Source organism: Leifsonia aquatica H1aii, assembly GCF_000633535.1.
Taxonomy (GTDB): domain Bacteria; phylum Actinomycetota; class Actinomycetes; order Actinomycetales; family Microbacteriaceae; genus Leifsonia; species Leifsonia aquatica_A.
This window is the reverse complement of record NZ_AYMR01000011.1, coordinates 100,929-126,970: the sequence shown is the minus strand read 5'-3', so window position 1 is coordinate 126,970 and position 26,042 is coordinate 100,929. Positions and strand designations below refer to the sequence as shown.

The following is a 26,042-nucleotide window of genomic DNA, read 5'->3' as shown; positions in this document are numbered from 1 at the left end:
TCGCGGTGCGGATGTTCTGCCGTCGCCGTCATCCTCCGGAACGATCTGCGCTCGGGCGCCGGAAGGGGTAGCGTCCTGCTCATGAGCGTCCCTCCTGACGACGAGGTCGTCGTCACCGACGGCCCGTCCGCGCCCCGCGCCCGCTTCTACCACTGGATGCTCGACCATCTCGCGAAGTTCCCCGGGCGGGTGACGGTCGTGACCTTCGCCGCCGGGGTGGTCGTTACTGTGATCGTGGTGCTGTTCGGCGGCGACGCCAGCCCGACCGGTGTCGTCGGTCTCATCGCGACGCTGTGGGCGCTGTTCTTCGCGGTGATGATCTACCTGCTCACCGCGCGGGACACGGACACGGTGCTCGAGCAGATCGCCGACCTCCACGAGCAGCTCGCGACAGCCCTGGCGTCTCCGGATGGCGACGACGGCGGCGGCGACGAGGAGGGCGAAGAAGGCGAGGAGGGCGAGGACGGCACGGCAGGACCGGGGAGCACCGAACCGGAACCGGAACGTCCCGCGGCGGGAGGCCCCGCCCAGAACCAGGAGGCTCCGGCGGTGCCTTCGCTCCCGGTGCCCGCACCGCTGCCGTCCCCTGCTCGTGGCGGGGGGCGTCCGGCGCACGGCGACCGGACGAGGGAACCGGGTGCGGCGCACGGCGCTTCGCGCGTGCTGACGGGTGCCGCAGACATCGCCGCCGGGGTGCCGCCGGAGCTGCTGGAGGCGTGGCGTTCGGCGACGGGAGGCTCGACCGGCGACCTCGAACGCGTCTGGACGCGCGATCCGCGGTCGGATCGTCAGTGGGTGTTCGAGACTGCGCAGGGCGAACGCTGGGTCGTCTTCTCGCGCGGCGCACAGGGCACGGGCGTCATCTCCCTCTCCGACCCGCCGGTCTCCGGGTTCGGTCGTCGACCCTCCGTGCGACGACCGGCACGCGGCGAGGGGAACCCGCGGCGGAACGGCTAGCCCCGGACGGCAGCGCAGGAACGGCCAGCGCAGCAACGGCCAGCGCAGCGACGTTCGGTCGGTGGAGCGCCTAGACCCGGTGGCCGAGGGACCAGATCCGGTCGCCACGGCCGGAAAGAGCGTCGGAGAGATCGGCCGCCTGGGCGTCGGAGAGCGACGCCACGTAGTCGACCACTCCTCGCCCGCGGGCGAGATCGTCGACCGGGCGCCAGGCGGCGATCGCACGATAGCGCGCCTGGTCCATCGCCGCGTAGTCCTCGCGGGCGAGGTCGATCAGCTCCCGCAGGCGACGCGGCACGCGCTGCCGGTCGTGCTCGTCCTCCATCCACTCGATCAGCGAGCGGACGGTGCGCGAGATCACGGTGCTGAGGCCGCGCTGCTGGATTGCGAGGTCCGGTCGGCTGAGCACGAACTGCCGGTGCAGGAACTTGAGGATCTCGACCCGGTGCCACGCGGCGGTGCCGAGGCTGACCGGCCCGGTCCGCAACGAGCCCGACTGCGTGACGCCGACCGACTCCACGAAGCCGCGGATCCACCGCCCGGTGAAGGCCGCGAGCTCGCGTTCGAGCGCGAGGGAGCCGTCGAAGGGGCGGATGAGCAGGGCGTCGACCAGTTCGGCGTTGACCGCCCAGACCGCGTCGTAGAAGGCGTCGTCCGTCGCGATCCAGGGGTCGTCGCGGTCGATCTTGCGGCGCAGGCGCTCCAGGGCGGCACCGGGTGCGCCGCTGGCGAGCAGGTCGTGCGCGTCGGCGGCCGCCCAGGTCGGCACGTCGTCCAGCCAACCGTGGAACTCGGCGGTGACCGAGGCGTGGTCGAGGATGCCGGCCCGGTAGAAGTCGTCGATGTCGTGCACGGAATACGCGATGTCGTCGGCGATGTCCATGACCGCCCCCTCGACGGTCTGCCGCAGCGGGCGGGCGCCGACCTCCCGACGGGCCTCGTCGAGGTCGGCCTCGTCGACGAAATAGGTCGAGTACTTGAAGACGTCGTAGTCGGCGCCGGCCCGGTGGATGCCGCGGGGCACGCCGTCCGCGTGGTGCAGTTCGCGGGCGTCGGCGCGCGGGGACCACGGGTACTTCGCGATCGCGGCGCGGGCGGCGGCGGTCAGGTCGAGGCCGCTCGGCGCGTGCTCCACCACGTCCAGCGACGCGATGATCCGGTAGGTCTGGGCGTTGCCTTCGAACCCGTCCGCCAGGCCCAGCTCGTCGCGCGCGATGCGGTTGAGCACGGCCTCCCCGAGGTGACCGAAGGGAGGGTGCCCCAGGTCGTGTGCGCACGCCGCGGCCTCCACCACGTTCGGGTCGCAGGGCCCCGCGGCGGTGGTGCCGATGCCGTCCGCGATCGAGCGCGCGACCGAGGCGACCTTCAGAGTGTGCGTGAGGCGGTTGTGCACCGGGGCGCCCGCCGTCGAGGGCGAGATGACCTGGGTCACGGCCGAGAGCCGGGAGAAGTAGGGCGAGAACTGCACCCGTTCGAGGTCGACGGCGAAGGCGCCCTGTGTGGGCTCGGCGTCGCTCTCGGCGAACCGGCGGGTGTCTCTGGGCACGGGGTTCCGATCTGTCGTCCTCCAGCAGATGTACCACGATCCGCGGCCGCGCGCTGCAGCGCAGGTGAGGCGACGCTGCTCCCAGGGGTGCTCCGACCCGTCCGTGCGGGCCGGGATCTGCCATGGGGGCAGGCTCTGCCGTGCGCGTCAGCTGGTGCGGCGGACGGTGCGGCGACGGAGGTGAAGAGCACCGATCGCGGGGGCGGCGGCAGCGATCGCACCGGCGGCGATCGCCGGTGCGATCAGGGGGGTGCCCTCCGTCTGGGCGACGACGACGAACTCGGCATCGACGCTCTTGGCGTCCTGGGTGAAGGTGACGTGCAGCCGGCCCTCGGGGGCTCCGATGAGGGTGAGGGTCCACGCTCCAGCCGCATCCACCACCGCGCTGCCGAGCGGGGTGCCGTCGTCGGCTGCCGCGGTGACGGTGGATCCGGGGCTTCCGGTGCCGGTGACGGTCGCGGCGTCGACCAGGAGGGTGGCCCCGAGCGCGGGCGAGGTGACGGTGAGCGGGTTGTCCATGATGACGGTTCCGAGGGCAGCGCTGCCCGCGTCCGTGCAGAACTCGGCGATCGCGAGACCGTCTCGGAGGGTCTTCTCCATCGTGATCTCATACGTCCCACCCGTTCCGACGAACGCGCTCCCCACCTGCGTGGCGGGGGAGCAGCTACCGGCGGCTTCAGCGACGGGGAACACGTGCAGCCGGATCTCGTCGCCCGGCTGAGCGGCAGGAGGGACGGCGGTTCCCCTGAAGACCTGCGCCGGTGCGATGGTGCTTCCGGCAGCGGGCGCGTTCGGTCTGAACCCGCTGCCGTCGGCGTTCGCCGACGAGGGGATCGCGAGGCCGGCGGTGACGGCCGCGACGGCGGCGACCAGGGAGAGGCGCAGGATGCGGGACATGCGTGTTCCAATCTGTGCGGGTGCGTTGGAGCGCGAAGAAGGTGCTGGTGACGAGGGCGGATCGCTGCCGTGTCGCGGAGGTGCGGGTACGTGGCCACGGTCGGCCAGCACTCTCCGGAAACCAGGACGAGTGTCGCAGGGCGACGGACCATTCGACGCGATGGGTCATTCACACGTCGTGCTCTCAACTGTGCGCGCACAGACGCCGGGATTCCGCGGCCGACACCGCCGGTTTACGTAGCCGTGTTGCGCAATTCCGGGACCGGGCAGGCCGGAGTGCGGTGGGCGGGATGCTGTCTACGCGTACGTCGGAACCTCGCGGCGAGACCTGCTCGCCCAGGCGTGCTCGCGCTCCGCGTCAGCGCGCCGTCCAGCCTCCGTCGATCGCGAGGGTCTGGCCCGTGACGAGGGAGGCCGCGGGCGACGCGAGGAACGCGACCGCACCCGACACCTCGGCCGGGACGCCGATGCGGTGGAGGGCGGCGATCCGGTCGATGGTGTCGGCGCGGAACGCGTCGTCGGAGAGGGCCGCCGCCGTGCCGTCCGTCTCGATGAAGGTGGGGGCGACGGCGTTCACGCGGATCCCGTACGGGCCCCATTCGACGGCGAGGCATCGGGTCAGGTGCACGACCGCGGCCTTGGCCGCGCAGTAGGAGGACTCGCCGGGGAGCGCGACGAGCCCCGCCTGCGAGGCGATGTTCACGATCGCGCCCCCGCCGTTCTCCCGCATGCTCTTCGCGATGTGCTGGGAGAGGAAGAAGGTGGAGCGGGTGTTGAGCTGCCAGACCCGGTCGAAGTCCTCCTCGGTGACCTCGAGTGCGGGCGCATCGACGCCGCCGCCGGCGTTGTTGACGAGGATGTCGAACGGGCCGTGCTCGGCTGTGGCGTCATCGATCGCCGCCCGGCTCGCGGCGAGGTCCAGCACGTCCAGGCGGATCGCCGCGGCACGCACCCCGAACGCGCCGAGCTCGTCGACGAGGTCGGAGGACCCGTCGGGGTCGCGCACGCCGATCACGACGTCCGCCCCCTGCCCGGCGAGCTCGAGCGCGATCTCCCGGCCCAGCCCGCGGCTCGCGGCGGTGACGAGGGCGCGCGAACCGGTCAGGTCGAAGGGGGTGCGGGTCGTGGTGGCAGTGGCGGCGGTCATAGTGCGACCATACCGAGCAATGGACATCGAGAACGTCGACCCGCTCCTGCGGGAGGCCACACGGAAGCTGCCCGCCACGGACGCGTCGAAGCGCCTGACGCGGACGCTGATCCGCACGGCCACCCGCTTCCTGCCCTCGGCCCGAGTGGAGGGCGTCCGTGTCGCCGAGGAGAGGATCGGCGGCAGCCGGCTCCGGGTCTACCGGCCTTCGGTGCAGCGCGGGGACGCCGGCCTGCTCTGGATCCACGGCGGGGGCCTCGTGTTCGGCAACCCGAGGCAGGACGAGGCGCTCTGTGCGGAGACCGCTGCCGACCTCGGCATCACGGTCGTCTCCGCTCGCTATCGGTTCGCCCCCGAGCATCCGTTCCCCGCTCCGCTGGACGACGTGCAGGCGGCCTGGGCCGCCGTCCAGGCGCACGCGGACGCGCTCGGGTTGCGTGCCGACCGCGTCGTCGTGGGCGGGGAGAGCGCCGGAGGCGGGCTCGCTGCCGCCCTCGTCCAACGACTGGCGGACGAGGGAGGGGTCCAGCCGATCGGCCAGTGGCTGTTCGCGCCCATGATCGACGACCGCACGGCGGCCGACCGCTCGCTCGACACGGTCGACCACTGGATCTGGAACAACCGGGCCAACCACTACTCCTGGCGCAGCTACCTGGCCGCGGAGCCGGGAGGCCCGGACGTGCCGCCCTTCGCGGCCGCGGCCCGGAGGGCGGACCTCGCCGGGCTCCCGCCGGCGTTCATCGCGGTTGGCGACATCGAGCTCTTCCACGCCGAGGACGTCGACTACGCTCAGCGCCTCGCGAGCGTCGGGGTCCCCGTGCAGCTCGAGGTCGTCGGCGGGGCGCCGCACGGTTTCGAGAACTGGGCGCGCGAGACGGCACCGGCCGTGGCGCTGCTGGAGCGCGCCCGTGCCTGGTTGGCGGCGACGATCGCGGGCTGATGCCCCTCCCGCCGCCGACCCTCAGCCGCGGGGCAGCGTGAGCGCCCCGGAGAGCACGGCGGCGACTACGCCGCCGTCCACCAGCAGGTCGGTCCCGGTGATGAAGCTCGCCTCGTCGCCGAGCAGGAAGGCGGCCGCGTCCACGATGTCGTCGGGGGTGCCGAGGCGGCCGGTTCCGGAGGCGGCGACCATGGCGCGCATCGTCGCGCCGGACTCGCCGGCCAGCTCTTGTTCGCCCATCGGGGTGGAGATGACGCCCGGGCTGATGCTGTTGATCCGCGCGCCGCGGGCGCCCCAGGCCAGGCTCGCCGCACGCACCCGCACCTGGTTGCCGCGCTTGGCGATCCCATACGCCGCACCGGGGTCGGGGATCCCGCCCTCCTGCAGGAACGGCAGGGCCGCGAGCTGGTCCGTCGGCGTCAGCGCGAGTGCGCCCACGAGTTCGGCGGGCAACTGCTCGGCCGCCATCGTTCCCGCCATGCTGGCGATGACCACTCCGGCCCCGCCCTCGGCAATCACAGCGCCGAACTCCTCCAGCCCGTACGCGACGCCGAGCAGATCGACGGCCACGATGGCAGAGGTGGGGGCCTGCACCGGGGAGAGCCCGGCCGTCCACGCGACCGTCACGACGTCTCCGAGGGAGGCGGCCGACGCGGCGAGGGCGGCCACGGATTCGCGGGACGAGACGTCGACCTGGTGGGCGACGACGTCGATGCCGTCCGCCTCCAGTGCGGCGGCCACCCGGTCGAGTGCAGCCTGGCTGTAATCGGCGATGACCAAGCGGGATCCCGGTGCGATGCGACGGGCGATGGCCTCGCCCATCCCGCCCACTCCGACGACGACGATGATGCGGTCCGGCATGCCTGCTCCTTCGCGAGAATTTATGAGACGATCGGTCTCGTAAATGAATCTAGTCCTCGCATAGGCTTCTCGCAATGACAGACGCACGCCGGGGACGGCCCCGCAGCACTCAGGCCCGGTCGGCCATCCTGGAGGCCACCCGTGAGCTGCTGCACGCCGACGGCTACGAGGGCGTCTCGGTCGATGGGATCGCCGCCCGGGCGGGCGTCGGCAAACAGACCCTCTACCGGTGGTGGGGGTCGAAGGCGGCGGTGGTGGTCGACGCGGTGCTCGACGGCGGGGTGCCGGTGCAGCCGGTGGAGCCCTTCGCCGCGGCGAGCACCGGGGACGTCGCCGCGGATCTCCGGGAGATCGTCGAGAGCCTGGTGGGCCGGATGACCGCGCCGGAGGGGGCCCCGCTGGTGCGCGCCTTCGTCGTCGCGGCGTCGACCGATGCGGCCACCGCCGACGCCCTGTGGGACCGCTTCACGGAGCCCACCCGGCGGGCGGTCGCCGATCGGCTGAGCCTCGGGATCGAGGCCGGGCAGATCCGGCCGGGCGTGGATCGGGACGTCGTCGCGAGCACGATCATCGGGTCGGTGCTGTTCGTGGTGCTCGCCCGGCGCGAGGACCGGCCGGGCCGGCAGCCGGACCACGCGGCCGGTCTCGTCGACCTGGTGCTCAACGGCATCCTGGTCTGATCTCCCTCCTCGACACATGCCTCGCGCCCGGGGAGGATGGCGGTGTCGAGACCGGAGGGGGAGTTCATGTACTACAGCAAGGGCAACTACGAGGCGTTCGCGCGCCCGCGCAAGCCGCAGGGCGTCGACGCCAAATCGGCCTACCTGGTGGGCGGCGGCCTGGCGTCACTGGCCGCGGCCGCATTCCTGATCCGGGACGGGCAGATGGCGGGCGACCGGATCACGGTGCTCGAGGCCTCCTCGATCGGCGGCGGCGCCCTGGACGGCGCGGGCGATGCCGAGACCGGCTGGCTCATCCGCGGCGGCCGCGAGATGGAGGACCACTTCGAGTGCCTCTGGGATCTCTACCGCTCGATCCCGTCCCTGGAGATCGAGGGCGCGTCGGTGCTCGACGAGTTCTACTGGCTCAACAAGGACGATCCCAACTTCTCGCTGCAGCGCGCGACCGTCGACCGAGGTCAGGACGCGAAGACGGGGATGACCTTCACCCTCGACCGCAAGGCGACCAAGGCCGTCGTCGATCTCGTCCTCGCGCTGCCCGAGCAGCTCTACGACAAGCGGATCGACGAGGTCATGGGGCCGGACTTCCTCGCGTCGAACTTCTGGCTGTACTGGCGGACGATGTTCGCGTTCGAGGAGTGGCACAGCGCACTGGAGATGAAGCTCTACGTGCAGCGCTTCATCCACCACATCGACGGATTGCCCGACTTCAGCGCCCTGAAGTTCACCAAGTACAACCAGTACGAGTCGCTCGTGCTCCCCCTCGTCACCTGGTTGCGGGCGCAGGGCGTGAAGGTGCAGTTCGACACCCGGGTGATGGATGTGCGATTCGACATCTCGCCCGAGAAGAAGGTCGCGAAGCACATCGCGTGGATCCGCGAGGGCGTCGAGGGCGGGCTCGACCTCACCGAGGACGACCTGGTGTTCGTCACCAACGGGTCCCTGGTGGAGAACTCGGAGTGGGGCGACCACCACACCCCCGCCGCGTTCGATCCGGTGGTGCACGATGGCGGCAGCTGGCACCTCTGGCGGAACATCGCGGCGCAGGACCCGTCGTTCGGCCACCCCGACACGTTCTGCACCTCGCCGGAGAAGTCGCAGTGGGAGTCGGCGTCGATCACGACGCTGGACGAGCGCATCCCGGCCTACATCGAGCGGATCGCCCAGCGTCCGATGCGTTCCGGCAAGGTCGTCACCGGCGGCATCGTCACCGCGCGGGACTCCGCGTGGCTGCTCAGCTGGACCGTGAACCGCCAGCCGCACTTCTCACAGCAGCCGGACGACCAGACCGTGGTCTGGTTCTACGGCCTCTTCACCGACGTCCCCGGCGACTACGTGAAGAAGCCGATGCGCGAGTGCACCGGGGAGGAGATCACCCGCGAGTGGCTCTACCACCTGGGCGTCCCGCTGGACGAGATCGATGGCCTGGCGGCGACCGGCGCGATCACCCGCCCGTGCATGATGCCGTTCATCACGGCGTTCTTCCTCCCGCGCGCCGCGGGGGACCGTCCCGACGTGGTGCCGTCCGGCGTGAAGAACTTCGCCTTCATCGGCCAGTTCGCCGAGTCGACCCGCGACTGCATCTTCACCACCGAGTACTCGGTGCGCACGGCGATGGAGGCGGTCTACCAGCTTCTGGACGTCGAGCGCGGTGTGCCGGAGGTGTTCGGGTCGATCTACGACGTGCGCGAGCTCATCAAGTCGACGCACTATCTGCGCGACGGCAAGAAGGTGCCGGTTCCGGCCTTCGCCAAGCGTTACGTGGAGAAGACGATGATCGGCCGGCTGCTGGAGGAGTACGGGGTGATCTGAGTCGAGGAGGCGATCTTCGTCGGGCCTAGTAGTGTCCTCAGGAAATGAGTTAGTGTTATTGCGACACTGGTTTGATCGACCACTCACCTGGCTTCACCACTCACCTGCTTCGAAGGAGAACGCTGTGACCCTCGACGACTTCGCCCGCGACATCCGCACGCCCGGGATCGAGTTCCGGCCGGAGCTGCGCTGGTGGCTGGCCGAGGGCCTCCACACGGACGAGACGCTCCACCACGAGATCGAGACCGCGCACGGTTTCGGCTTCGGCGGCATGGAGTTCCTCGCGATGGACGAGGAGGGGATCGACCACGCCCGCTACGGGTGGGGATCCGAGGAGTGGGTGCACGACAGCCTCGTCGTCGTGGAGCAGACCACCAAACGGGACATGTCGGTCAGCTTCACGTCGGGCACCAACTGGTCGAACGCCAACATCCCCGGCATCGACCCGGAGCACCCGGCGGCGGCCCAGGAGCTGGACGTCATCGCCGAGACGCTCGCGGGCGGTTCGTCCCGCAGCGGCGCGCTCAGCCGGATCGACCTCGACGGACCGCTCGCCGAGTCGCCGCTGCCCGGGGAGCGCGCGAAGCTGCGGGGCCAGACCTTCGTCGCCGCGGTCGCCGTCCGCATCGTCGAGGAGACCGGCGCCGGCGCCGTCCTGGACGCCGACTCGGCCGTCGACCTGACCGGCCTCGTCGCGGGCGAGTCCCTCGACTGGACCGCGCCGGCCGAGGGCACCTGGCGGCTCTACGCGTTCTGGATGCACGGCACCGGACAGACCGCCTCCCCGTCCGCCAGCGTCAACTACACCGTCAACTACCTGGAGCGCGCCGGCGTGGACGCGGTCGTGGACTACTGGGACACCGTGGTGCTGACGCCCGAGCTGCGGGAGCAGATCGCCCGCAACCCGCGCACCCAGATGTACATGGACTCCCTCGAGCTCACCACCCACGGCGCCGGCGGGATGTTCTGGGGCGCAGGCGTCGCGGAGGAGTTCCGTCGGCGCCGCGGCTACGACATCGCCCCGTGGCTGCCGTTCCTGACCCGGAGCGCGCCGTTCATGGCGTCGAGCACGGTCTACGTCAACGAGCCGCTGGAGACGCAGGCGATCACGGTGGACAAGGTGCGCTTCGACTACGTCCGCACGCTCACCGACCTCTACATCGAGAACATGCTGCGCCCGTTCGCCGCCTACCTGCACTCGGTGGGGATCAGCCTCCGGTCGGAGATCAGCTACGGACTGCCGTTCGAGCTGACCCGCCCCGGGCCCGAGGTCGACGGCATCGAGAACGAGTCGCTGGAGTTCGCCGCGCAGATCGACGCCTACCGTCTGCTCGCCGGCCCGGCGCACCTCTTCGGCAAGCAGTACTCGTCGGAGACGGGCGCCACGACGCGCAACCACATCCTCGACCACCGCTTCTACGACCAGATCATCGCGACGCAGCTCGCCGCCGGCATCACCAAGACCGTCCTGCACGGCTGGGCCAGTCCCGCCGGTGTGGAAGGGACCGAGTGGCCGGGTCACGAGGGCATGTGGCCCATGTTCTCCGAGCGCTTCGACACCCGCCAGCCGGGCTCGGCGTTCTACCGGCTCTGGAACGATGCCGTCGGCCGCTACCAGTTCGCCCTCCGGCAGGGGCGCCCGCGCATCGACGTCGGCATCCTCCGCACCGACCACTTCACCGAGAACCGCCTCGGCATGGCGTTCTACGACGAGGAGGGCACCCGGCACCCGGACGAGGAGTACTACGCGCGCAAGTGGATGCGCGACCGCAAGAACTTCTGGTGGCAGGACCTCGGCATGCAGGACAGCGGCTGGACCTACGAGTTCTTCGACGGCTCGCTGCTGAGGCGTGACGATGTGGCGTTCGAGGACGGCCTCGTCCAGCCGGACGGCCCCGGCTACCAGGCGCTGATCGTCTACCAGACGGCGCTCGACGCCGACGATGCCGCCCACCTGCTCGGCTGGGCGAAGCGCGGGCTGCGCCTGCTCTTCGTCGACGACACGCGCGAGCTGCGATCGATCCTCCCGACCGAGGTCGACCTCGCGCACCCGGTCGCCGCCGCCCGCACCCCCGGCCTGGACGGTCGCGACGACGAGCTCGCCGCCACGATCGCCGAGCTGCTGCAGCAGCCGACGGTCGCCCGGATCGGCGATCCCGCGCAGACGGTCGACGCGCTCCGCGCACTCGGGGTCACCGGTCGCGCCGAGTTCACCGCGCCGGACCAGAACGTCCTCAGCCACCTGCGCGACGAGGGCGACCTCGCCCACCTGTACCTCTACCACTTCCTCTACGAGACCGGAGAGCCCACCCGGGTGGAGGTGGCGCTCGCCGGGGAGGGCGCCGTGCTGCGCCTCGACGCCTGGTCGGGAGAGCTGCGCCCGCACCACGGTGTGCGCATCGAGGGCGGCCGGACCCTCGTCACCGTCGAGCTGGCCCCGGGTGAGACGGCGTTGCTGACGCTCGACCGCTCCGCCTCGCCGGGTGTCGCGTCCGCACCCGCGGTCCGCACCCCGGTCGCCGCCGTGGAGGACTGGTCCATCGCCGTCGACAGCTGGGACGCCGGCGGCGAGCAGGTGATCGAGGAGGATCGCGGTACCGGGCACGTCACCCGCGAGGTCCGTCCCCTGACGGCGGTCAGCCGTCTCGCCTCGGGCACGACCTCCCTCGCGCCCTGGAAGGACCTGGAGGGCGTGGGGCCGGAGGTCTCCGGCGTCGGCGAGTACACGGCGGTCATCACGGTCGACGATCTCGACACCGGCGGCGGCGCCCGCTACCTGCTCGAGCTGGGCTCGGTGGGCGGCGGCCTCGGCTCGGTGTCGGTGGGCGGCGGGGACGCCATCGGTTTCGACACCTCCGTCCCGGTCGTCGACGTGACCGACGCCCTGCGACCGGGCGAGAACACGGTGGTGGTCCGGATCTCCAGCTCGCTCAACAACCGGCTGCTCGCCCGCGGCTACTACGAGCACGTGCCGGACATCATCGCCGAGGTCTTCGGCGGCGGCCACGCCCTGCAGCACACCGAGGTGCACGATCACGGCCTGCTCGGCCCGGTGCGGCTGGTGCGCGTCGCGGCGAGCTGAGCGGGCGGTCGCACGCGGGATACTGGAGGCTCGGGAACGGCGGGTCCGGTCCGGCGGGTGCGGGACGCTCGCCCCGCACCCGATGACGAACGGAGGTGGGCGGTGGCGAGAACGCACGAGGAGGGCGCGACCCCGGACGCTCCCGACCTCTCGCCCGTGCTCGCCCCCGACCCGCTCGATCTGCGGGTGTCGCTCTCGTCGCTGGTCCACTGGGCCGACAGCTACGAGCAGCGCCGTGCGGTGATGTCCGCCGTCGACTTCCCCGTCGACGACATGGCCATGTTCCTGACGGTCAACCAGCTCGGCTATCGCGGTGCCACGCGGCCCAGCGATCTGGCGACGATCCTCGGCACCGGACGCGCGAACATGAGCAAGATCGCGAACCGGCTCGGCGAGGCGGGGCTCACCGTCCGGGTGCCGGACCCCGCCGACGATCGCAGCGTCCTCCTCGCGCTCACGCCCGCCGGGCGCGAGGTGGGCGAGCGCATCATGGAGTACGCCAGCACCAGCCTGGGGTCCGCGCTCCTGCACTGGAGCGCCGAGGACGTGGAGACGCTCCGTCGCGTCGCCGCCCGGCTGGTCGCGGACACGGCGGCCCAGCTGCGCGGCCAGCAGCGCTGACCAACGCACGGCCGCGCCCCGACCCACGGGGGTGACCCAGGGAGGGGCTATTCCGCGGCCCCTCCCGCATGCCACGATCGCAGCGTGACCATCATCGTGAATGCCGACAACTTCGTGCGAGCCGAGAACGACCGCATGTTCCACGACCTCCAGCGCGACGCCGGCGGCGTCAACCTCCTCCGCCACAACCGGGTGCCCGCTGCGATCGACGCGCAGACCGTCATCCGGATGAACCGGGACACCCTGTACAGCTTCGCCGTCGTCGACATCTCCCAGGGCGCCACCTTCACGATCCCGGAGCATGGGGAGCGGTACGTCTCGGCCATGGTCGTCAACGCGGACCACTACGTGAACCGGATCTTCCACGACGCGGGCGAACACGCCCTCACCGTCGAGGAGTTCGACTCGCCCTACGTCGCGCTCGCCATCCGCATCCTGGTCGACCCGGCGGATCCGGAGGACGTCGCCGCCGTCTCCGCCCTGCAGGACCGGATCGTCCTGACGAGCGCCTCCGCCGTCCCGTTCGAGCTGCCCGACTACGACACCGCCTCCCTCGACGAGACCCGCGACGCGCTGCTGGTGCTGGCAAAGAACCTCGGCGACTTCCGCCGCACCTTCGGCCGTGCCGACGAGGTGGATCCCGTGCGTCACCTCATCGGCACCGCGGCCGGCTGGGGCGGTCTCCCCTCGGACGAGGCGACCTACCTGGGGGGTGCCCCCGCGGTCGCGGCGGACCGGCACGAGCTCACGGTCGGGGACGTCCCCGTCGACGGGTTCTGGTCGATCTCCGTCTACAACGCCGCCGGCTTCTTCGAGCCGAACGACAGCGGTGTCTACACGATCAACAGCATCACCGGGCAGCGCGACGCCGACGGCACGATCACCGTGCGCTTCGGCGACTACCCGGCCGGCACCCCGAACGCGATCCCGACGCCCGAGGGATGGAACTACCTCGTCCGGCTCTACCGGCCGCGCCCCGAGATCCTCAGCGGGGAGTGGGCCTTCCCGGCACTGGCGGGCTGACCCGGCGCGCGGGGGCGGTCCGGTCGAGCGCCGTAGAACGCCGCCAACGTCCCGCTGATCACCACGATCAGCGGGAGGACGGAGGTGCCGAGCGCCACGTCGCCGCGGGCGCCCGCGTACACGAGCCAGACGAGCAGGCACAGCAGGTAGAGGATCATGCTCACGGCCGACAGCCCCCGCGGTCGGCCGTGGCGGCGGATGGAGCGCAGCTGCGCGATCCAGCCGATCGTCCCGGGGACGATGCTGACGATGCCGAACAGCATCGGAACGGGGAGCGCGAGGAGCATCGTCAGTCCCAGTGCCACGGGACCTGCCACATCGAGCAGGACGCTGCGCCGCGATCGCATCGACAGGCGGACGATCACCACGAGCGCGAGCACGGCGGCGATCCCGTACGAGATCAACAGGGGCGCCTGCATCGAGACGGTGGCGTAGATCGACCAGGCGAGGTTCGCGGCGAGCAGTGACTGCCAGGGCAGGATCGCGACCCCGACGGCGCCGTCCAGCCGCAGCAAGCGGACCGCCTGAGGAAGCCCGAAGGCTGCTGAGAGCACGCACCCGATCCATCCGCTCCACAGGGCGAGATCGGTCAAGATCACCACGGCCTCCCAACCGCGCGGAAGGGGGCCCGCACGATGGCGGGCCCCCTTCGGGATGGAGCGGACGGCTGAGGTCAGCGTCCGCTGTAGAAGGGGTGGCGGAGCCCGTCGCGCCCGTCGACCAATGCCTGCCGGTCGGCCGAGGTGCGACCCTGGACCGCCTCGCGCACCCCGGCGGCGGTCGCCTCCCGGGCGGCGTCGCGCACGGCGGTCTCGTCGGCGGCGGCCGGGTCGATCCAGAGCGAGACGAAGACGATGGTCTCCTGGTCGGCGACCAGGAGTCCGTCGGCGACGGCGTCGAGCACGCCCTGCGAGATGCCGACCCCGGCGGCGCCGAAGGTGACGGTCTCGTGGAACCCGTCCACGGCCTCGGTCTTCGAGAGGATCACGGTCGGCGGGTTCACCGTCGCGTACGAAGGCTGGTCCTCCCCGACGGACGCGAGTACGGGGGTGAATCCCGGTCTCGGCGAGGTGAACGCCGTGGTGATGGAGGCCGCGGTCGGCGTTCCCCGTCGCGCGAGGAGCACGTTGACGTGCACGCCGTCCGGAGCGCGTCCTCCCCAGCCTTGCGCGAACCGGCCGTCGATATCGGTGAGGTCTGTCATCGGTCTCTTGTCTCCTGTGCTGTCGTGGTCTGTTCCGGCATGTCGCGCCCTGCGATCGTCACGCGGCGCCACCCATCCGCTTCGCGTTCACAACGGAGATCGCGCCGGTGTCCGTCAGGTGCTTCCGCGCGGTCTCCGGGGCGAGGATCACGGAGATCACACCGCCGAAGGCCGACACGCCCGCGAGGATCAGCAGCACCGGGATGAGTCCGAAGGCCGCGAAGCCGATCGGGACGAGGAAGGTCGCGATGGCGGCGCCGACCCGCGAGAACCCGGAAGCGAGCCCGAGTCCGGAGGTGCGGACGGAGGTCGGGAAGATCTCCAGCGGGTACACGCCGCAGAGGATGCCCATGATGCCGTAGAAGAACAGATAGCCGAAGAAGCAGACCACGTTGATCACCACGGGGAACCCGAGGAGGTCGCCGAGAGCGACGATGGTGAGCGCGCCGGCGCAGACGAACATCGGGATGATGAGCAGCGGGCGCCGTCCGACCTTGTCGATCAGATACCAGCCGGTCACCGCGCCGACGAGGGCGACGACCGTGCCCAGCAGGGCCACGATGATCGGGTTCTCGATGCCGAGGGTGCCGAGCACCTCGGACTGGAAGAAGGTGAGGGCGAAGTACGGGATGACGATGCAGACCCAGAACAGCGCGGCGAACGCGGTGCGCCCGACGTAGGCGCGGCTGAACAGCGTTCGCCAGCGGGTCTTGGTCTCGGGTTCGGCGAGGTAGTCGGCCGACGACGGGTCGACGCCGAGATCTTCGAGCACCTTGGTCGCCTCGGCGATGCGGCCCTTGTTGATCAGCCAGCGCGGCGACTCGGGCAGACCGTGCCGGATCATCAGGATCACTCCCGCAGGGATGGCTGAGCTGGCGAGCACGAATCGCCAAGCCTCAGGGGCGAGCGACAGCACCACGAAGCCGACGAAGAAGGCGACGACGTAGCCGAGGCTCCACAGGATCTCGAGCACGGCGAGGTAGCGGCCGCGGTTGCGGGCGGGGGAGAACTCTCCGAGCAGAGGGGAACCGATGGCGTAGTCGCCGCCGATGACCATGCCGAGGATCACACCGAGCGCGATCATCTGCCAGGGCTCGGTGACCAGGAACATCGACAGCGATGCGACGAGGAAGATGCAGAGGTCGATGAGGAACATCGGTTTGCGCCCGACGCGGTCGGTCAGATAGCCGATCAGCGGCCCTCCGATGATCGTGCCGATGAGCGTCGACGATGAGATCAAGCCGAGCGTGAGCGGCGTCAATCCGAGTTCGCGGCTGAACGCCACGCCGGCGATCACTGCGGCGATGGTGGCGAAGACGAAGCCGTCCAGGAACATCCCGCCTCCGGTCGCCGCGGTGAGGCGGCGCAGGAAGCCTGCACGGGGCTCGAGCCCCAATCGTGGTTCAGCGAGTTGTTGAGTCATCTTCGACCTCATTCGTTCGGTGGTGCGGGTGGGGGGTGGGGTACTCAGCGGGGGATTCGCCCGAGGGCGATGTACTTCGTCTCCAGGTACTCGTCGATGCCGACCCGGCCGCCCTCGCGGCCGAGTCCGGAGGCCTTCACGCCGCCGAACGGCGCGGCGGCCTCGGAGACGAGGCCGCGGTTGATGCCGACCATCCCCGCTTCGATCCGCGACGCGACGTCGAAGGCGCGCGTGACGTCGTCGGTGTAGACGAACGCCGCGAGGCCGAACGGGGTGTCGTTCGCGACGCGGACGGCTTCGTCGTCGCTGTCCACGGTGACGATCACGGCCACCGGACCGAAGATCTCCTCCGTCGCGATCTCGGCGGTGGGCGGTACATCCGCGAGGACGGTGGGGGCGTAGAAGTAGCCGTCGCCGGGGATCGTGTGTCCTCCGGCGAGCACCTCGGCGCCGGCCGCGACGGCATCGTCGACGAGTCGCTGCACCCGGTCGCGCTGGCGGGCGTCGATGATCGGGCCGATGTCGCTGCCGGGGGTCGTCCCGGGAGCGACGCGCAGGCTCTTCGTGCGGGCCACGAGGCGATCGACGAACTCTTCGGCGACGGACGAGTGGACGATGAAGCGGTTCGCTGCGACGCACGACTGGCCGCCGTTGCGGAATTTCGCGATCATCGCGCCGTCGACCGCGGCCTCCACGTCAGCGTCTTCGAGCACGAGGAACGGCCCGTTCCCGCCCAGTTCCATCGACGAGCGCATCACGTTCGGGGCCGCCTGCTGGAGGAGGCGGACGCCCACGCCGGTGGAACCGGTGAAGCTGACCTTGCGCAGTCGCGGGTCGCGCATCAGGTTCTCGGATTGCGCGGCGGCCTGCGACGTCGGGATGAAGTTGACGACGCCGTCGGGCACGCCCGCCTCGACGAGGAGCGACACCAGCATCGCCATCGTCAGAGGCGTCTGGGCCGCCGGCTTGATGAGGGTGGTGCAGCCCGCCGCCAGCGCGGCGCCGATCTTGCGGGTACCCATGGCCAGGGGGAAGTTCCAGGGCGTGATGAGGAGGCTGGGCCCGACAGGCACCTTCGTGGTCAGGATGTCGAAGCCGCCGTTCGGGGCCGCGACGAACCCGCCGTCGCCGTGCGCGGCCTGCTCGGCGAACCGGCGGAAGAACTCCGCGCCGTAGTCGACCTCGGCGAGGGACTGGTCCAGCGGGCGGCCCATCTCGGCGGTCGTGACCGCGGCGATGGCGTCGCGCCTGGCGTGGATCAGATCGAACGCCCGGCGGAGGATCTCGGCGCGGACGCGCGTCGTCGTGGCGCCCCACGCGGCCTGCGCTCCGGCGGCGGCGTCGAGCGCCTCGGCCGCGTCGGCGAGGCTCGCATCCGCGACCCGGGCGATGACGTCTCCGGTCGCCGGGTCGTGCACATCGAACTGTGCGTCCCGCGCGGCGGAGCGCCATTCGCCGCCGATGAAGAGCCCGGAGGGCACGGCGACGCCGGCGACGAGGGTGTCGGATTCGGGTGTGACGAGGGTCATGATGGTCCTTTCGTGCGCGATCGTCAGGAGGCGAGGGCGTCGTCGAGCACGAGCACGCCGCGGGTGAGCCGCCCGGCCGCCATGTCGTCGAAAGCCTCGTCGATCCGCGTGAGCGGGTAGCGGGCGGAGATCATCGCATCGAGCGGCAGCTTCCCGGCCGCGTAGAGGTCGAGGATCTTCGGGATGTCGACCGATGGACGCGACGAGCCGTACAGCGAGCCGGTGACGATCTTCTCGTCGCGGACGAGGTTGGGGCCCGGGAACGACGGGCGGGCGTCCGGTGCGGGAACGCCCACGCAGACGAGGGTGCCGCCCGCGACCGTCGCGTCGAACGCCTGAGCGGTGACGGCGGGCGCGCCGACGGCGTCGATCGAGTAGTCGCTCCCGAAGCCGTCGGTCAACGCGCGCACCCGCTCGACGACATCGTCTCCCGGTGCGAGCACGTGCGTCGCGCCGAAGCCGAGAGCCTCCGCGCGCTTGGCCTCGACCGGGTCGACAACGATGATCTTCTCGGCCCCGGAGAGGTGCGCGCCCATGACCGCGCTCAGGCCGACCCCGCCGGCTCCGTAGACGAGCACCGAACTACCGGGGCGCACCTGGGCGCGGTTCACGGCGGCGCCGTACCCGGTCATGATGGCGCAACCGACGAGGGCGGCGACAGTGAGGGACACCCCCGGGTCGATCTTGATCGCGCTCGCCGCAGGGACGACAGTGTGGGTCGCGAATGTCGACAGGAACGAGTAGTGGAAGACGTCCTGGTCGCCGTGGTGCAGGCGGGTGGTCCCGTCGAGCAGCGTGCCGGCGAGGGTGTACGGCGCGGCGGCGGTGCAGAGGACGGGGCGGCCCGCGACGCAGTGCCGGCACTGCCCGCAGTTCGGCATCCAGGAGAGGGCCACATGGTCGCCGGGGGCGACGTGCGTCACGCCCAATCCCGCGGCCTCCACGACACCGGCGCCTTCGTGCCCGAGCACGCACGGCAGCGGCGAGGGGATGCGGCCCGACCGGGTGTGCGCGTCCGAGGCGCAGATGCCGGTGGCGGCGATCCGGACCAGCACCTCGTTCTGCTTCGGCTGGTCCAGCTGCAGGGTGGTGACTTCGAACGGGCGGTCGGCGCCCGAGAGGTAGGCGGCGGTGATTTCCATCGAAACGAGAACTCCTTGACGTCTTCGGCGGGGAGAGGCTAGGTTCCATATACGGAACTCAGTTCCAAATTGCTGGAGGGAAGCATTCCACCGTCCGTCGGCGTTGTCAACACATCCGGCGACGTTCTCGATGGAGGGGCCCACTGCACTCGAGGAGGAGACGTATGACCATGACCCGTTCGGCCACGTCGGCGCAGCAGGGCGGCGCGCCGAGTATCGCGACGGCGTTCGCCATCCTCGACCACCTGGCATCCCGTGGAGAGGCGGCCAGCATGATCCAGATCGTGCAGAACCTCCAGCTGCCCAAGTCGACGGCGTTCCGCGTCCTGGGCTCGCTGGAGGCGGTCGGCGCCGTCGCGCGCAGCGGTCGGGACAAGCGCTACAGCCTGGGGAGCAAATTCACGGACTACGCCCGCGCAGCGCCCACGCCCAGCATCATCACGCGGTTCCTGACCGAGGCCGGGCCGATCCTGCGTCCCCTCGACGAGACGACGCAGTTCGGCGTCCTGGCCGACACCAACGTCACCTTCCTCGCCTGCATCGACTCCACGAAGCCGGTGCGCTTGGTCAGCTACGTGGGGCGCACGCTTCCCGCACATGCCAGCGCCACGGGCAAGGCGATCCTCGCGCACTCACCGGCGCGTGACGTCGAGAGGGTGCTCGACGGCGGGCTGCCGGCGCTGACCGAGCGCACCATCACCTCAGCGGATCGCTTCCTCGCCGAGCTCGAGCAGGTGCGGCGCTCGGGATTCGCCACCGAGGCCGAGGAGTCGACCGCGAATCTGTCCTGCCTCGCCGCGCCGGTGTTCGGGCGCGGTGATGCGGTCGTAGGGGCCATCACCATCTGCATCCCGCGTGGCGCGATCCCGGCGGATCGGATCGGGGCCATGAAGGAGGCCGTCATCCGAGCTCGGGACGCCATGCAGTCGGGGCTGGCCGCCTGAGGGGCGCACCCGGTCACGCCGAAGGCGCGGCCGCCTCGTGGGCGACCGCGCCTCCGCTGCGTTCAGTGCCGATCCACTACGCGGGGAGCGTCCACTGCTGGGTCCACAGGCCGTTGCAGTCGTAGATCTGCAGCTTCGTCCCGTCCGTCGTCACGCCCTGCGGGTCGTCGAGGCAGCGGCCCGACTGCGGATTGCGCAGCGAGCCGTTCGCCTGATGCACCCATTGCTGCGCGCCCGAGCCGTTGCACTCCCAGAGTTGGACCTTGGTGAAGTTGGCCGTCCCCTGGGCGTCGACGTCCAGGCACTTGCCGAACGACCGGATGGTGCCGTCGGGTGACACCGACCAGTCCTGTCCCGAGGCGGTGCCGCAGGTCCACAGCTGCGCCCGGTTGCCGTTGACGGCCGTGTTGGTGTCGACGTCGAGGCATTTACCGCCCGGCCCGACGATCGCGCCGGTCGGGCCGGGGAGGGTGCCGAGCCCGACCCGCACCTCGCACTGGTTGCCCTGGCCGAGCCAGGTCGCCGCGAAGTACAGGTAGGTGCTTCCGTTGCTGAGCGGGATCGCGGGGGTCGAGTATCCCGGGCAGGACGGCACACCCGTGGCGTAGCCGCCGGTGGGGCTGACCGTCACCGGAGTGGCGGCTTCGAACCACGGGCCGGCACCGAGCTGGGTGTTGGCGAACAGCACCGTGCCGGACTCGGCGAGCACGGTCTTGTTGCCCGTCGGGCCGGCGACCACCCGCTGACCCGAGAGCAGCAGGGTGCCGTTCGGGCCGCCTCCCGGAGCCCAGGAGAGGTACGGGGTGTGCAGCAGCTCGCGATCGTCCGACGTGCGGACGAGCGTGCCCTTGTCGCCCGCGCCGCCCCAGTTCAGGCCGTCGGCGCTGAACTTGAGGTACACCTCGCACGCGTGGTCGGCGTTGGTCGCGTCACGGCACATCTCGTAGCTCATCGCGAAGCGTCCGTCCGGGAGCTTCGCGAACGTCTGCATGCCGGGCCGGGCCAGGTTGTCCGCCGGGAACACCACATCGTCGGTCATGGTCGAGCTCCAGCTCTGCCCGCCGTTGGTGGAGGTGTAATGGCCGATCTTCTGGTTGTTGGTGGCGCTGTTCGCCGGCCGTTCGTCGGAGATGAAGCAGGCGAGGGTGTTGTTGTTCGCGACGACGAACGAGGGCTCCCAGATGCCGTGGCCCCACGAGTTCGGCAGGCCGGAGGTCTGCGTGCAGTTCGACAGGTACTGCCAGCTGGCGCCTCCGTTCGTGCTCTTGAAGACCTCGACCTTCTGCGTGGTGTAGTCGCCCACGTGCCAGGCCGTGCCGGCGGCGAGCAGGTCACCCGCGTTCAGGCCGGGGATGTTGCGCGGAACCTCGAACAGGGTCGGCGCCTCGATGTCCCAGCCGGCGGTGTTCGACGAGATCTCCGAGATCTTCGTCCAGGAACCGCCGCCGTTGGTGGTGCGGTAGATCGGCAGTGTGCCCGGCGCGTTGTGGCCGCCCTTGGCGAACGTCGCGAGCACGGTGTCGGCCGGGGTGCCGTCGTGCTCCACGGCGATCGCCCTCGGGTAGCCCGCGGTGCCGGCGGGGAAGCTGGCGAGGTTCGGCGAGTACAGCACCGATCCGGGTTGTGCCGCCTCGGCCGACGGTGCCGCCGCCGGCGAGAGCGTGAGTGCGGTCGCGGCAGCCAGGGCTGTCGCGAGGAGCAACGGGAGTCGTCGCCCTCGACGCATGGTCGTGTCCATGGAGTGTCCTCTCTGGTGAGGCGTCCGCGGCTTTGCGGACGTTGCAAACCGACCCTGCCAGGCATTTGCCATCGTTGCAAGAGTGGACGGCCGACGAAAGGCACCGCCGCCACCGTCATCGTCGGACGGCCGGGTCGGTCCGCCCGCCCCGAAGGCCGGGCGACCTCGACGGTCACGCGGACGGCGCGGTGCTCTCCCGGGCGACCAGGCGATGCGGTGCCACGACCTCCACGGCCGGCAGCTCCGGCGCGTCGATGCGCGCGACGATGCGCCGCACGGCCTCGCGGGCGATGAAGGGGATGTCGAGGGACACGGTGCTGAGCGACGGCCGGGCGAACCGCCCCTCCTCGACGTCGTCGATGCCGATGACCGCGACATCCTCCGGCACGCGCAGGCCCGCGTCGAAGACGGCGCGCATCGCTCCGATCGCGAGCAGATCGGAGAAGCAGAAGACGGCGTCGGGGCGCGGGTCGAGCGCGAGCAGCTCCTGCGTCGCGCGGTAGCCGCCCGGTCGGCTGTAGTGCCCGGCCGTCTTCACCAGCTCGGGCTCGTACGCGAGCCCGGCCTCGGCGAGCGCCTCGGCGTAGCCCGACTCGCGTTGGAGGGGCGTGGTGTACTCCTCGGCGGGCTGCGCGCCGATGGCCGCGATGCGCCGTCGTCCGGTCGTCACCAGGTGCGCGACGGCGTCCTTGGCGGCCTGCACGTTGTCGATGGCGACGTGGTCGTATCGTCCGTCGAAGTCGTGCTCGCCGAGCAGCACGAGGGGGATGCTGGTCGCGCCGTGCATATCGAGCAGCTCGGCCTTCGTCACGAGGGGGCTGAACAGCAGCCCGTCGAAGAGCATCGTGCGGTCGTCGCCCCGCAGCAGCTGCCTCTCGCGTTCGTGATCGTGCCCGGTCTGGTCGATCATCACCCGGTAGCCCAGGGCGGCGGCGGCATCGATGACCTCCCGCGCCAGCTCGCTGAAGTACGGGACGTCGACCTCGGGGACAACGAGGGCCAGCATCCCCGTGCGTCCCGTGCGCAAGGTGCGGGCGACGGGATTGGGGCGGTAGTCCAGCGTCTCGATGGCGGCGAGCACCCGCGTACGCATCTGGTCGCTCACGTGCTCGTAGCCGCTCACGACGTTGGAGACCGTGCGCACGGAGACCTGGGCGAGCTGGGCGACATCACGCAGTGTTGCTGGCATGGAGTCATCGTAACGTTTGCAACGTTCGCAAACGAGCGTTACAGTTTGCATACGTTGGCAAAACACGAGGGAGTGTCCCATGATCCACAGCCCGAAACGCCGAGTGCGCGGCCTCGCGGTCGCCGCCGCACTCGTCGCGACCACTCTGACCCTGACCGCCTGCGGACCCGAGATCGGCGGCGGCTCGACCGCATCGTCCGACCGGCTGCAGGCCCCGACCACCGACCAGCCGGAGGGTGAGATCACCATCTGGGACCGCTCGGGCGACCTGTTCAAGGTCTTCGACGGCGTCATCGCCGACTTCAACAAGAAGTACCCGAAGATCACGGTCCACCACGAAGCGGTCGACATCAACGCCAAGCTCCAGAACACGCTCATCACGGGGACCGACGTGCCCGACGGCGTCTTCCTCGATGACGCGATGGTCAGCGGCTACGCCGACCACCTGTGGGATCTCAGCGACGTGCTGAAGCCGTACCTGAAGGACATCGCCCCGCAGAAGGTCGACGCCAACACCGTCGACGGCGGCATCTACGGCGTCCCGTACGACCTCAACCCGGGCCTGCTCTACTACAACGCGACCGCGCTGGAGTCCGCCGGCATCGACGCCACGTCCATCCGCACCTACGACGACCTGCTCGCCGCCGCCCGCGCCTACCAGAAGGCCAAGCCGGGCGCGAAGCCGATCCACCTCGAGCAGGGCGCCTTCCTCGGGCAGTTGCAGCTGGAGATGTACGCCAGCCAGCTGGGGACCTCCCTCGCCGACGCCCAGGGGAAGCTGCGTCTCGACAGCCCCGAGTACACGCAGATCCTCACGTTCCTCGACACCGTGCAGAAGGAGGGCCTCGGCACCCGTGCCGAGTACCTGGGCCAGAGCGACATCGCCGAGATGGAGGCCGGCAACGAGGTCTTCTACCCGTGGGCGATCTGGTTCAGCTTCGCTCCCCAGCAGCTGCTCACACAGACGAAGGGCGACTGGCGTTCGATGGAACTCCCCGCCTGGAAGGAGGGCGGCGCGCGCAGCGGCGCCATGGGCGGCTCGTCGTTCGTGCTGCCCAAGGACGGCAAGAACTCGCAGCTCGCCTGGCTGTTCTACGAGTTCCTGATGTACGACAAGGCGGGCTACTCCGCCGTCTGGGGGCCGAGCGACGTCTACCCGGAGGGGCTGAACACCTCCATCCCTGCCTACCTGCCCGCAGCGGAGCCGTCGAAGCCGCTCTTCCGGCCGGTGCCCGCCCTCGGCGACCAGGACCTGTGGAAGGTCGCGACGGAGGCGGGGGCCCAGATCCCGGCCGGGACGGCCATCCCGTCCTGGTGGAACGCCTCCACCGACTACCTCGGCACCGACCTGCAGCGGATGTACGACGGCGACCTGTCGCCGGCCCAGATGATCGAGAAGGCCGGCACCGACATCCAGACCAACCTGATCGATCGACAGTGAGCGCCCGAGAACGATGACGAGCACCGCCCTCCCCTCCGCGGCCCGGTCGCGACGCCGCCTCAGCGGCCCCCGGCTGCGACGCCGTATCGCCCCGTACCTCTTCGTGATGCCGTTCGTGCTGATCTTCCTCGCGTTCAGCGTGTACCCGTTGATCTTCACCGCGCGGCTGAGCTTCACGAACTGGCACGGGACCGGTGCCGCGGAGTGGGTGGGCTGGGGCAACTACGCCTACCTCCTCGGCAGCCCCGCCTTCTGGAGCTCGCTCGGCAACTCGGCCGTGCTCTGGGTGCTGATCGTGCCGATCCAGATGGCGCTCGCCGTCGTCGTCGCGGTGCTGCTCGACTCGGCCAAGCTGCGGATGCGCGGGATGTACCGGGTCGCCTTCATCGTCCCGTTCGTCACGCCCCTGGTCGCCGTCGCGCAGATCTGGGTGGTGCTGTTCGACCAGGACCACGGCGCCGTCAACGCGCTGCTCGGCCTGGTGGGCCTGCCGGACGTCGGCTGGCTCACCACGAGCGCGTGGGCCAAGCCGACGCTCGCCCTGCTCTTCCTCTGGAAGACCACGGGATTCATCGTGATCATCCTCCTCTCGGGTCTGCAGTCCATCGACCGCTCCATGTACGAGGCAGCCGATCTCGACGGGGCGTCCCCCGTCCGGCAGCTCTGGAGCATCACCGTGCCGCTGCTGCGCCGCACCATCATGTTCGCGGTGGTGCTGCAGACCCTGGCCGTGTTCCAGATGTTCGCGGAGCCGTTCGTCGTCACCCAGGGCGGCCCCTACAACTCGACGACCACGGCCGGCTACTACCTCTACAACCACATCACCCGAGCGGACCTCGGAACCGGCGCGGCGAATTCGTTCCTGCTCGTCATCCTCGTGATGATCCTGTCGCTGTTCTTCGTCCGGCTGCTCCGAGCGAAGGACTGATCATGGCTGCTTCCACCGTCCTCGACGGTCCCGCGGGAACGGCTCCGACCGTGACGTCGCCGACCCCCGACCCGTCTTCCGAACGCCGAGGCCGCCGGGCGCGGCCGCGCATCGGATCGCACGCGTTCCTCCTCGTGCTCCTGGTCGCGTTCCTGGCCCCGGTGGCGTGGGCGATCCTGTCGGCGTTCAAACCGGCGAACGACATCATCCGCGACCCGCTCGGCTTCGACCCCTCGACGTTCACGCTGGACAACTTCGCCGCCATGCTCCACGACGTGCCGATCGGGCAGGGCTTCCTGAACACGGCCATCGTGCTCGTGGTCAAGGGGGCGATCACGCTGGTGTTCGCGCCGCTCGCGGCGTACGCCTTCGCGAAGTACGAGTTCGTCGGCAAGAACCTGATCTTCGGCGCGGTGCTCGTCACCCTGATGCTCCCGACGATCGTGCTCATCATCCCCCTGCTGCTGGAGATGAAGACCTTCGGCTGGGTGAACACCTACCAGGCGCTCATCCTGCCCGGCTCCGTCGACGCCTTCGCGATCTTCTGGATGCGGCAGGTGATCAGCGCCGTCCCGGACGAGCTGCTCGACGCCGCGCGGGTCGACGGCTGCGGTGAGCTCGGGATCTTCTGGCGCATCGTCGTGCCGGTCATCCGCCCCGGGCTGGCGGGTCTCGCCGTGCTCACGATCATGAACATCTACAACGACTTCGTGTGGCCGGTGGTCGTGGCGAGTTCCGACCGGATGGCCACCCTCCAGGTCGTGCTCTCGACCCTGGCGCAGAACATCACGGGCAATCGCATCGGTGCCGACTACGCCACCGTCACCGGCGAGCTGCTCGCCGCGAGCTCGATCGCCCTCGTCCCCCTGCTGGTGCTCTTCATCGTGCTCCAGCGTCACTTCATCAACGGCATCCTCGCCGGCAGCGTGAAAGGCTGA

Annotated in this window: 22 protein-coding genes; 11 read left to right on the top strand and 11 right to left on the bottom strand. The window is 70.4% G+C overall.

Going from position 1 to position 26,042, the window contains the following annotated elements; all coding sequences use genetic code 11:
* The first annotated feature begins 81 nt into the window (after positions 1 to 81).
* Positions 82 to 957 carry a hypothetical protein gene (locus U870_RS0112880; protein WP_025157800.1) on the top strand — a complete coding sequence of 292 codons (876 nt, stop codon included), beginning with the start codon at positions 82 to 84 and terminating at the stop codon, positions 955 to 957.
* A gap of 70 nt (positions 958 to 1,027) precedes the next feature.
* Here U870_RS0112880 and U870_RS0112875 read toward each other — a convergent pair whose 3' ends face one another.
* From U870_RS0112875 to U870_RS0112865, 3 genes are all read right to left on the bottom strand, one after another.
* Entirely contained in the window at positions 1,028 to 2,503 is a 1,476-nt protein-coding gene (locus U870_RS0112875; RefSeq protein WP_025157799.1) for a deoxyguanosinetriphosphate triphosphohydrolase family protein, read from the bottom strand.
* 147 nt (positions 2,504 to 2,650) lie between these two features.
* On the bottom strand, positions 2,651 to 3,400 hold the full coding sequence (locus U870_RS0112870) for an Ig-like domain-containing protein (RefSeq protein ID WP_025157798.1): 750 nt from the start codon (positions 3,398 to 3,400) through the stop codon (positions 2,651 to 2,653).
* A 358-nt stretch (positions 3,401 to 3,758) separates the two neighbouring features.
* Positions 3,759 to 4,547, bottom strand: coding sequence for an SDR family NAD(P)-dependent oxidoreductase (locus tag U870_RS0112865; RefSeq protein ID WP_025157797.1), 789 nt, complete (start codon positions 4,545 to 4,547; stop codon positions 3,759 to 3,761).
* Positions 4,548 to 4,566: 19 nt separating this feature from the next.
* Here U870_RS0112865 and U870_RS0112860 point away from each other — a divergent pair, with 19 nt between their 5' ends.
* Positions 4,567 to 5,487: an alpha/beta hydrolase gene (locus U870_RS0112860; RefSeq protein WP_025157796.1), complete on the top strand. Its 921-nt coding sequence runs from the start codon at positions 4,567 to 4,569 to the stop codon at positions 5,485 to 5,487.
* A 21-nt stretch (positions 5,488 to 5,508) separates the two neighbouring features.
* Here U870_RS0112860 and U870_RS0112855 read toward each other — a convergent pair whose 3' ends face one another.
* The gene (locus tag U870_RS0112855) at positions 5,509 to 6,348 is read right to left on the bottom strand and encodes an SDR family oxidoreductase (protein ID WP_025157795.1); all 840 of its coding nucleotides are present in this window, start codon (positions 6,346 to 6,348) and stop codon (positions 5,509 to 5,511) included.
* Positions 6,349 to 6,422: 74 nt separating this feature from the next.
* On the opposite strand from U870_RS0112855, the gene U870_RS0112850 reads away from it, so the two are divergent.
* The 5 genes from U870_RS0112850 (at position 6,423) to U870_RS0112830 (ending at position 13,566) form a co-directional block, all read left to right on the top strand.
* On the top strand, positions 6,423 to 7,028 hold the full coding sequence (locus U870_RS0112850) for a TetR/AcrR family transcriptional regulator (RefSeq protein ID WP_025157794.1): 606 nt from the start codon (positions 6,423 to 6,425) through the stop codon (positions 7,026 to 7,028).
* Positions 7,029 to 7,094: 66 nt separating this feature from the next.
* Entirely contained in the window at positions 7,095 to 8,840 is a 1,746-nt protein-coding gene (locus U870_RS0112845; RefSeq protein WP_025157793.1) for an oleate hydratase, read from the top strand.
* 124 nt (positions 8,841 to 8,964) lie between these two features.
* Positions 8,965 to 11,922 carry a glycosyl hydrolase gene (locus U870_RS0112840; RefSeq protein ID WP_025157792.1) on the top strand — a complete coding sequence of 986 codons (2,958 nt, stop codon included), beginning with the start codon at positions 8,965 to 8,967 and terminating at the stop codon, positions 11,920 to 11,922.
* Positions 11,923 to 12,024: 102 nt separating this feature from the next.
* Positions 12,025 to 12,543, top strand: a complete 519-nt coding sequence (locus U870_RS23195; protein WP_025157791.1) for a MarR family winged helix-turn-helix transcriptional regulator — start codon at positions 12,025 to 12,027, stop codon at positions 12,541 to 12,543.
* A gap of 84 nt (positions 12,544 to 12,627) precedes the next feature.
* Complete coding sequence (locus U870_RS0112830) at positions 12,628 to 13,566, top strand: DUF1214 domain-containing protein (protein WP_025157790.1); 939 nt, start codon at positions 12,628 to 12,630, stop codon at positions 13,564 to 13,566.
* Here the strand turns inward: U870_RS0112830 and U870_RS0112825 are convergent.
* The 5 genes from U870_RS0112825 to U870_RS0112805 form a co-directional block, all read right to left on the bottom strand.
* The gene (locus U870_RS0112825; protein ID WP_162819148.1) at positions 13,506 to 14,165 is read right to left on the bottom strand and encodes a hypothetical protein; all 660 of its coding nucleotides are present in this window, start codon (positions 14,163 to 14,165) and stop codon (positions 13,506 to 13,508) included. The genes U870_RS0112830 and U870_RS0112825 overlap by 61 nt on opposite strands.
* Before the next feature lie 74 nt (positions 14,166 to 14,239).
* A complete protein-coding gene (locus tag U870_RS0112820; RefSeq protein ID WP_025157788.1) occupies positions 14,240 to 14,770 on the bottom strand; it encodes a formaldehyde-activating enzyme in 531 nt (176 codons plus the stop codon).
* Positions 14,771 to 14,828: 58 nt separating this feature from the next.
* Entirely contained in the window at positions 14,829 to 16,193 is a 1,365-nt protein-coding gene (locus U870_RS0112815) for an MFS transporter (RefSeq protein WP_162819147.1), read from the bottom strand.
* Between the two features lie 44 nt (positions 16,194 to 16,237).
* Complete coding sequence (locus tag U870_RS0112810; RefSeq protein ID WP_025157786.1) at positions 16,238 to 17,722, bottom strand: NAD-dependent succinate-semialdehyde dehydrogenase; 1,485 nt, start codon at positions 17,720 to 17,722, stop codon at positions 16,238 to 16,240.
* 23 nt (positions 17,723 to 17,745) lie between these two features.
* Complete coding sequence (locus U870_RS0112805) at positions 17,746 to 18,864, bottom strand: zinc-binding dehydrogenase (RefSeq protein WP_025157785.1); 1,119 nt, start codon at positions 18,862 to 18,864, stop codon at positions 17,746 to 17,748.
* A 164-nt stretch (positions 18,865 to 19,028) separates the two neighbouring features.
* Here U870_RS0112805 and U870_RS0112800 point away from each other — a divergent pair, with 164 nt between their 5' ends.
* Positions 19,029 to 19,808 (top strand): IclR family transcriptional regulator, encoded by a 780-nt coding sequence (locus U870_RS0112800; RefSeq protein WP_025157784.1) that lies wholly within the window; start codon positions 19,029 to 19,031, stop codon positions 19,806 to 19,808.
* Between the two features lie 76 nt (positions 19,809 to 19,884).
* Here the strand turns inward: U870_RS0112800 and U870_RS0112795 are convergent, their stop codons facing one another.
* Complete coding sequence (locus U870_RS0112795) at positions 19,885 to 21,546, bottom strand: sialidase family protein (RefSeq protein WP_205288764.1); 1,662 nt, start codon at positions 21,544 to 21,546, stop codon at positions 19,885 to 19,887.
* A gap of 172 nt (positions 21,547 to 21,718) precedes the next feature.
* Positions 21,719 to 22,735 (bottom strand): LacI family DNA-binding transcriptional regulator, encoded by a 1,017-nt coding sequence (locus U870_RS0112790; RefSeq protein ID WP_025157782.1) that lies wholly within the window; start codon positions 22,733 to 22,735, stop codon positions 21,719 to 21,721.
* 79 nt (positions 22,736 to 22,814) lie between these two features.
* On the opposite strand from U870_RS0112790, the gene U870_RS0112785 reads away from it, so the two are divergent.
* From U870_RS0112785 to U870_RS0112775, 3 genes are read left to right on the top strand one after another with little or no spacing between them, the layout of a single operon-like run.
* On the top strand, positions 22,815 to 24,176 hold the full coding sequence (locus tag U870_RS0112785) for an ABC transporter substrate-binding protein (RefSeq protein ID WP_025157781.1): 1,362 nt from the start codon (positions 22,815 to 22,817) through the stop codon (positions 24,174 to 24,176).
* Positions 24,177 to 24,189: 13 nt separating this feature from the next.
* The gene (locus tag U870_RS0112780; protein ID WP_025157780.1) at positions 24,190 to 25,104 is read left to right on the top strand and encodes a carbohydrate ABC transporter permease; all 915 of its coding nucleotides are present in this window, start codon (positions 24,190 to 24,192) and stop codon (positions 25,102 to 25,104) included.
* A 2-nt stretch (positions 25,105 to 25,106) separates the two neighbouring features.
* On the top strand, positions 25,107 to 26,042 hold the full coding sequence (locus tag U870_RS0112775) for a carbohydrate ABC transporter permease (protein WP_025157779.1): 936 nt from the start codon (positions 25,107 to 25,109) through the stop codon (positions 26,040 to 26,042).

Excerpts from the sequence above, each read along its gene's own strand:
- U870_RS0112870 (WP_025157798.1), bottom strand. The coding sequence starts at position 3,400 with ATGTCCCGCATCCTGCGCCTCTCCCTGGTCGCCGCCGTCGCGGCCGTC.
- U870_RS0112790 (WP_025157782.1), bottom strand. The coding sequence starts at position 22,735 with ATGCCAGCAACACTGCGTGATGTCGCCCAGCTCGCCCAGGTCTCCGTG.
- U870_RS0112795 (WP_205288764.1), bottom strand. The coding sequence starts at position 21,546 with ATGGACACGACCATGCGTCGAGGGCGACGACTCCCGTTGCTCCTCGCG.
- U870_RS0112775 (WP_025157779.1), top strand. The coding sequence starts at position 25,107 with ATGGCTGCTTCCACCGTCCTCGACGGTCCCGCGGGAACGGCTCCGACC.
- U870_RS0112860 (WP_025157796.1), top strand. The coding sequence starts at position 4,567 with ATGGACATCGAGAACGTCGACCCGCTCCTGCGGGAGGCCACACGGAAG.
- U870_RS0112805 (WP_025157785.1), bottom strand. The coding sequence starts at position 18,864 with ATGGAAATCACCGCCGCCTACCTCTCGGGCGCCGACCGCCCGTTCGAA.
- U870_RS0112855 (WP_025157795.1), bottom strand. The coding sequence starts at position 6,348 with ATGCCGGACCGCATCATCGTCGTCGTCGGAGTGGGCGGGATGGGCGAG.
- U870_RS0112865 (WP_025157797.1), bottom strand. The coding sequence starts at position 4,547 with ATGACCGCCGCCACTGCCACCACGACCCGCACCCCCTTCGACCTGACC.
- U870_RS0112845 (WP_025157793.1), top strand. The coding sequence starts at position 7,095 with ATGTACTACAGCAAGGGCAACTACGAGGCGTTCGCGCGCCCGCGCAAG.
- U870_RS0112850 (WP_025157794.1), top strand. The coding sequence starts at position 6,423 with ATGACAGACGCACGCCGGGGACGGCCCCGCAGCACTCAGGCCCGGTCG.
- U870_RS0112780 (WP_025157780.1), top strand. The coding sequence starts at position 24,190 with ATGACGAGCACCGCCCTCCCCTCCGCGGCCCGGTCGCGACGCCGCCTC.
- U870_RS0112815 (WP_162819147.1), bottom strand. The coding sequence starts at position 16,193 with ATGACTCAACAACTCGCTGAACCACGATTGGGGCTCGAGCCCCGTGCA.
- U870_RS0112880 (WP_025157800.1), top strand. The coding sequence starts at position 82 with ATGAGCGTCCCTCCTGACGACGAGGTCGTCGTCACCGACGGCCCGTCC.
- U870_RS0112820 (WP_025157788.1), bottom strand. The coding sequence starts at position 14,770 with ATGACAGACCTCACCGATATCGACGGCCGGTTCGCGCAAGGCTGGGGA.
- U870_RS0112785 (WP_025157781.1), top strand. The coding sequence starts at position 22,815 with ATGATCCACAGCCCGAAACGCCGAGTGCGCGGCCTCGCGGTCGCCGCC.
- U870_RS0112810 (WP_025157786.1), bottom strand. The coding sequence starts at position 17,722 with ATGACCCTCGTCACACCCGAATCCGACACCCTCGTCGCCGGCGTCGCC.
- U870_RS0112800 (WP_025157784.1), top strand. The coding sequence starts at position 19,029 with ATGACCATGACCCGTTCGGCCACGTCGGCGCAGCAGGGCGGCGCGCCG.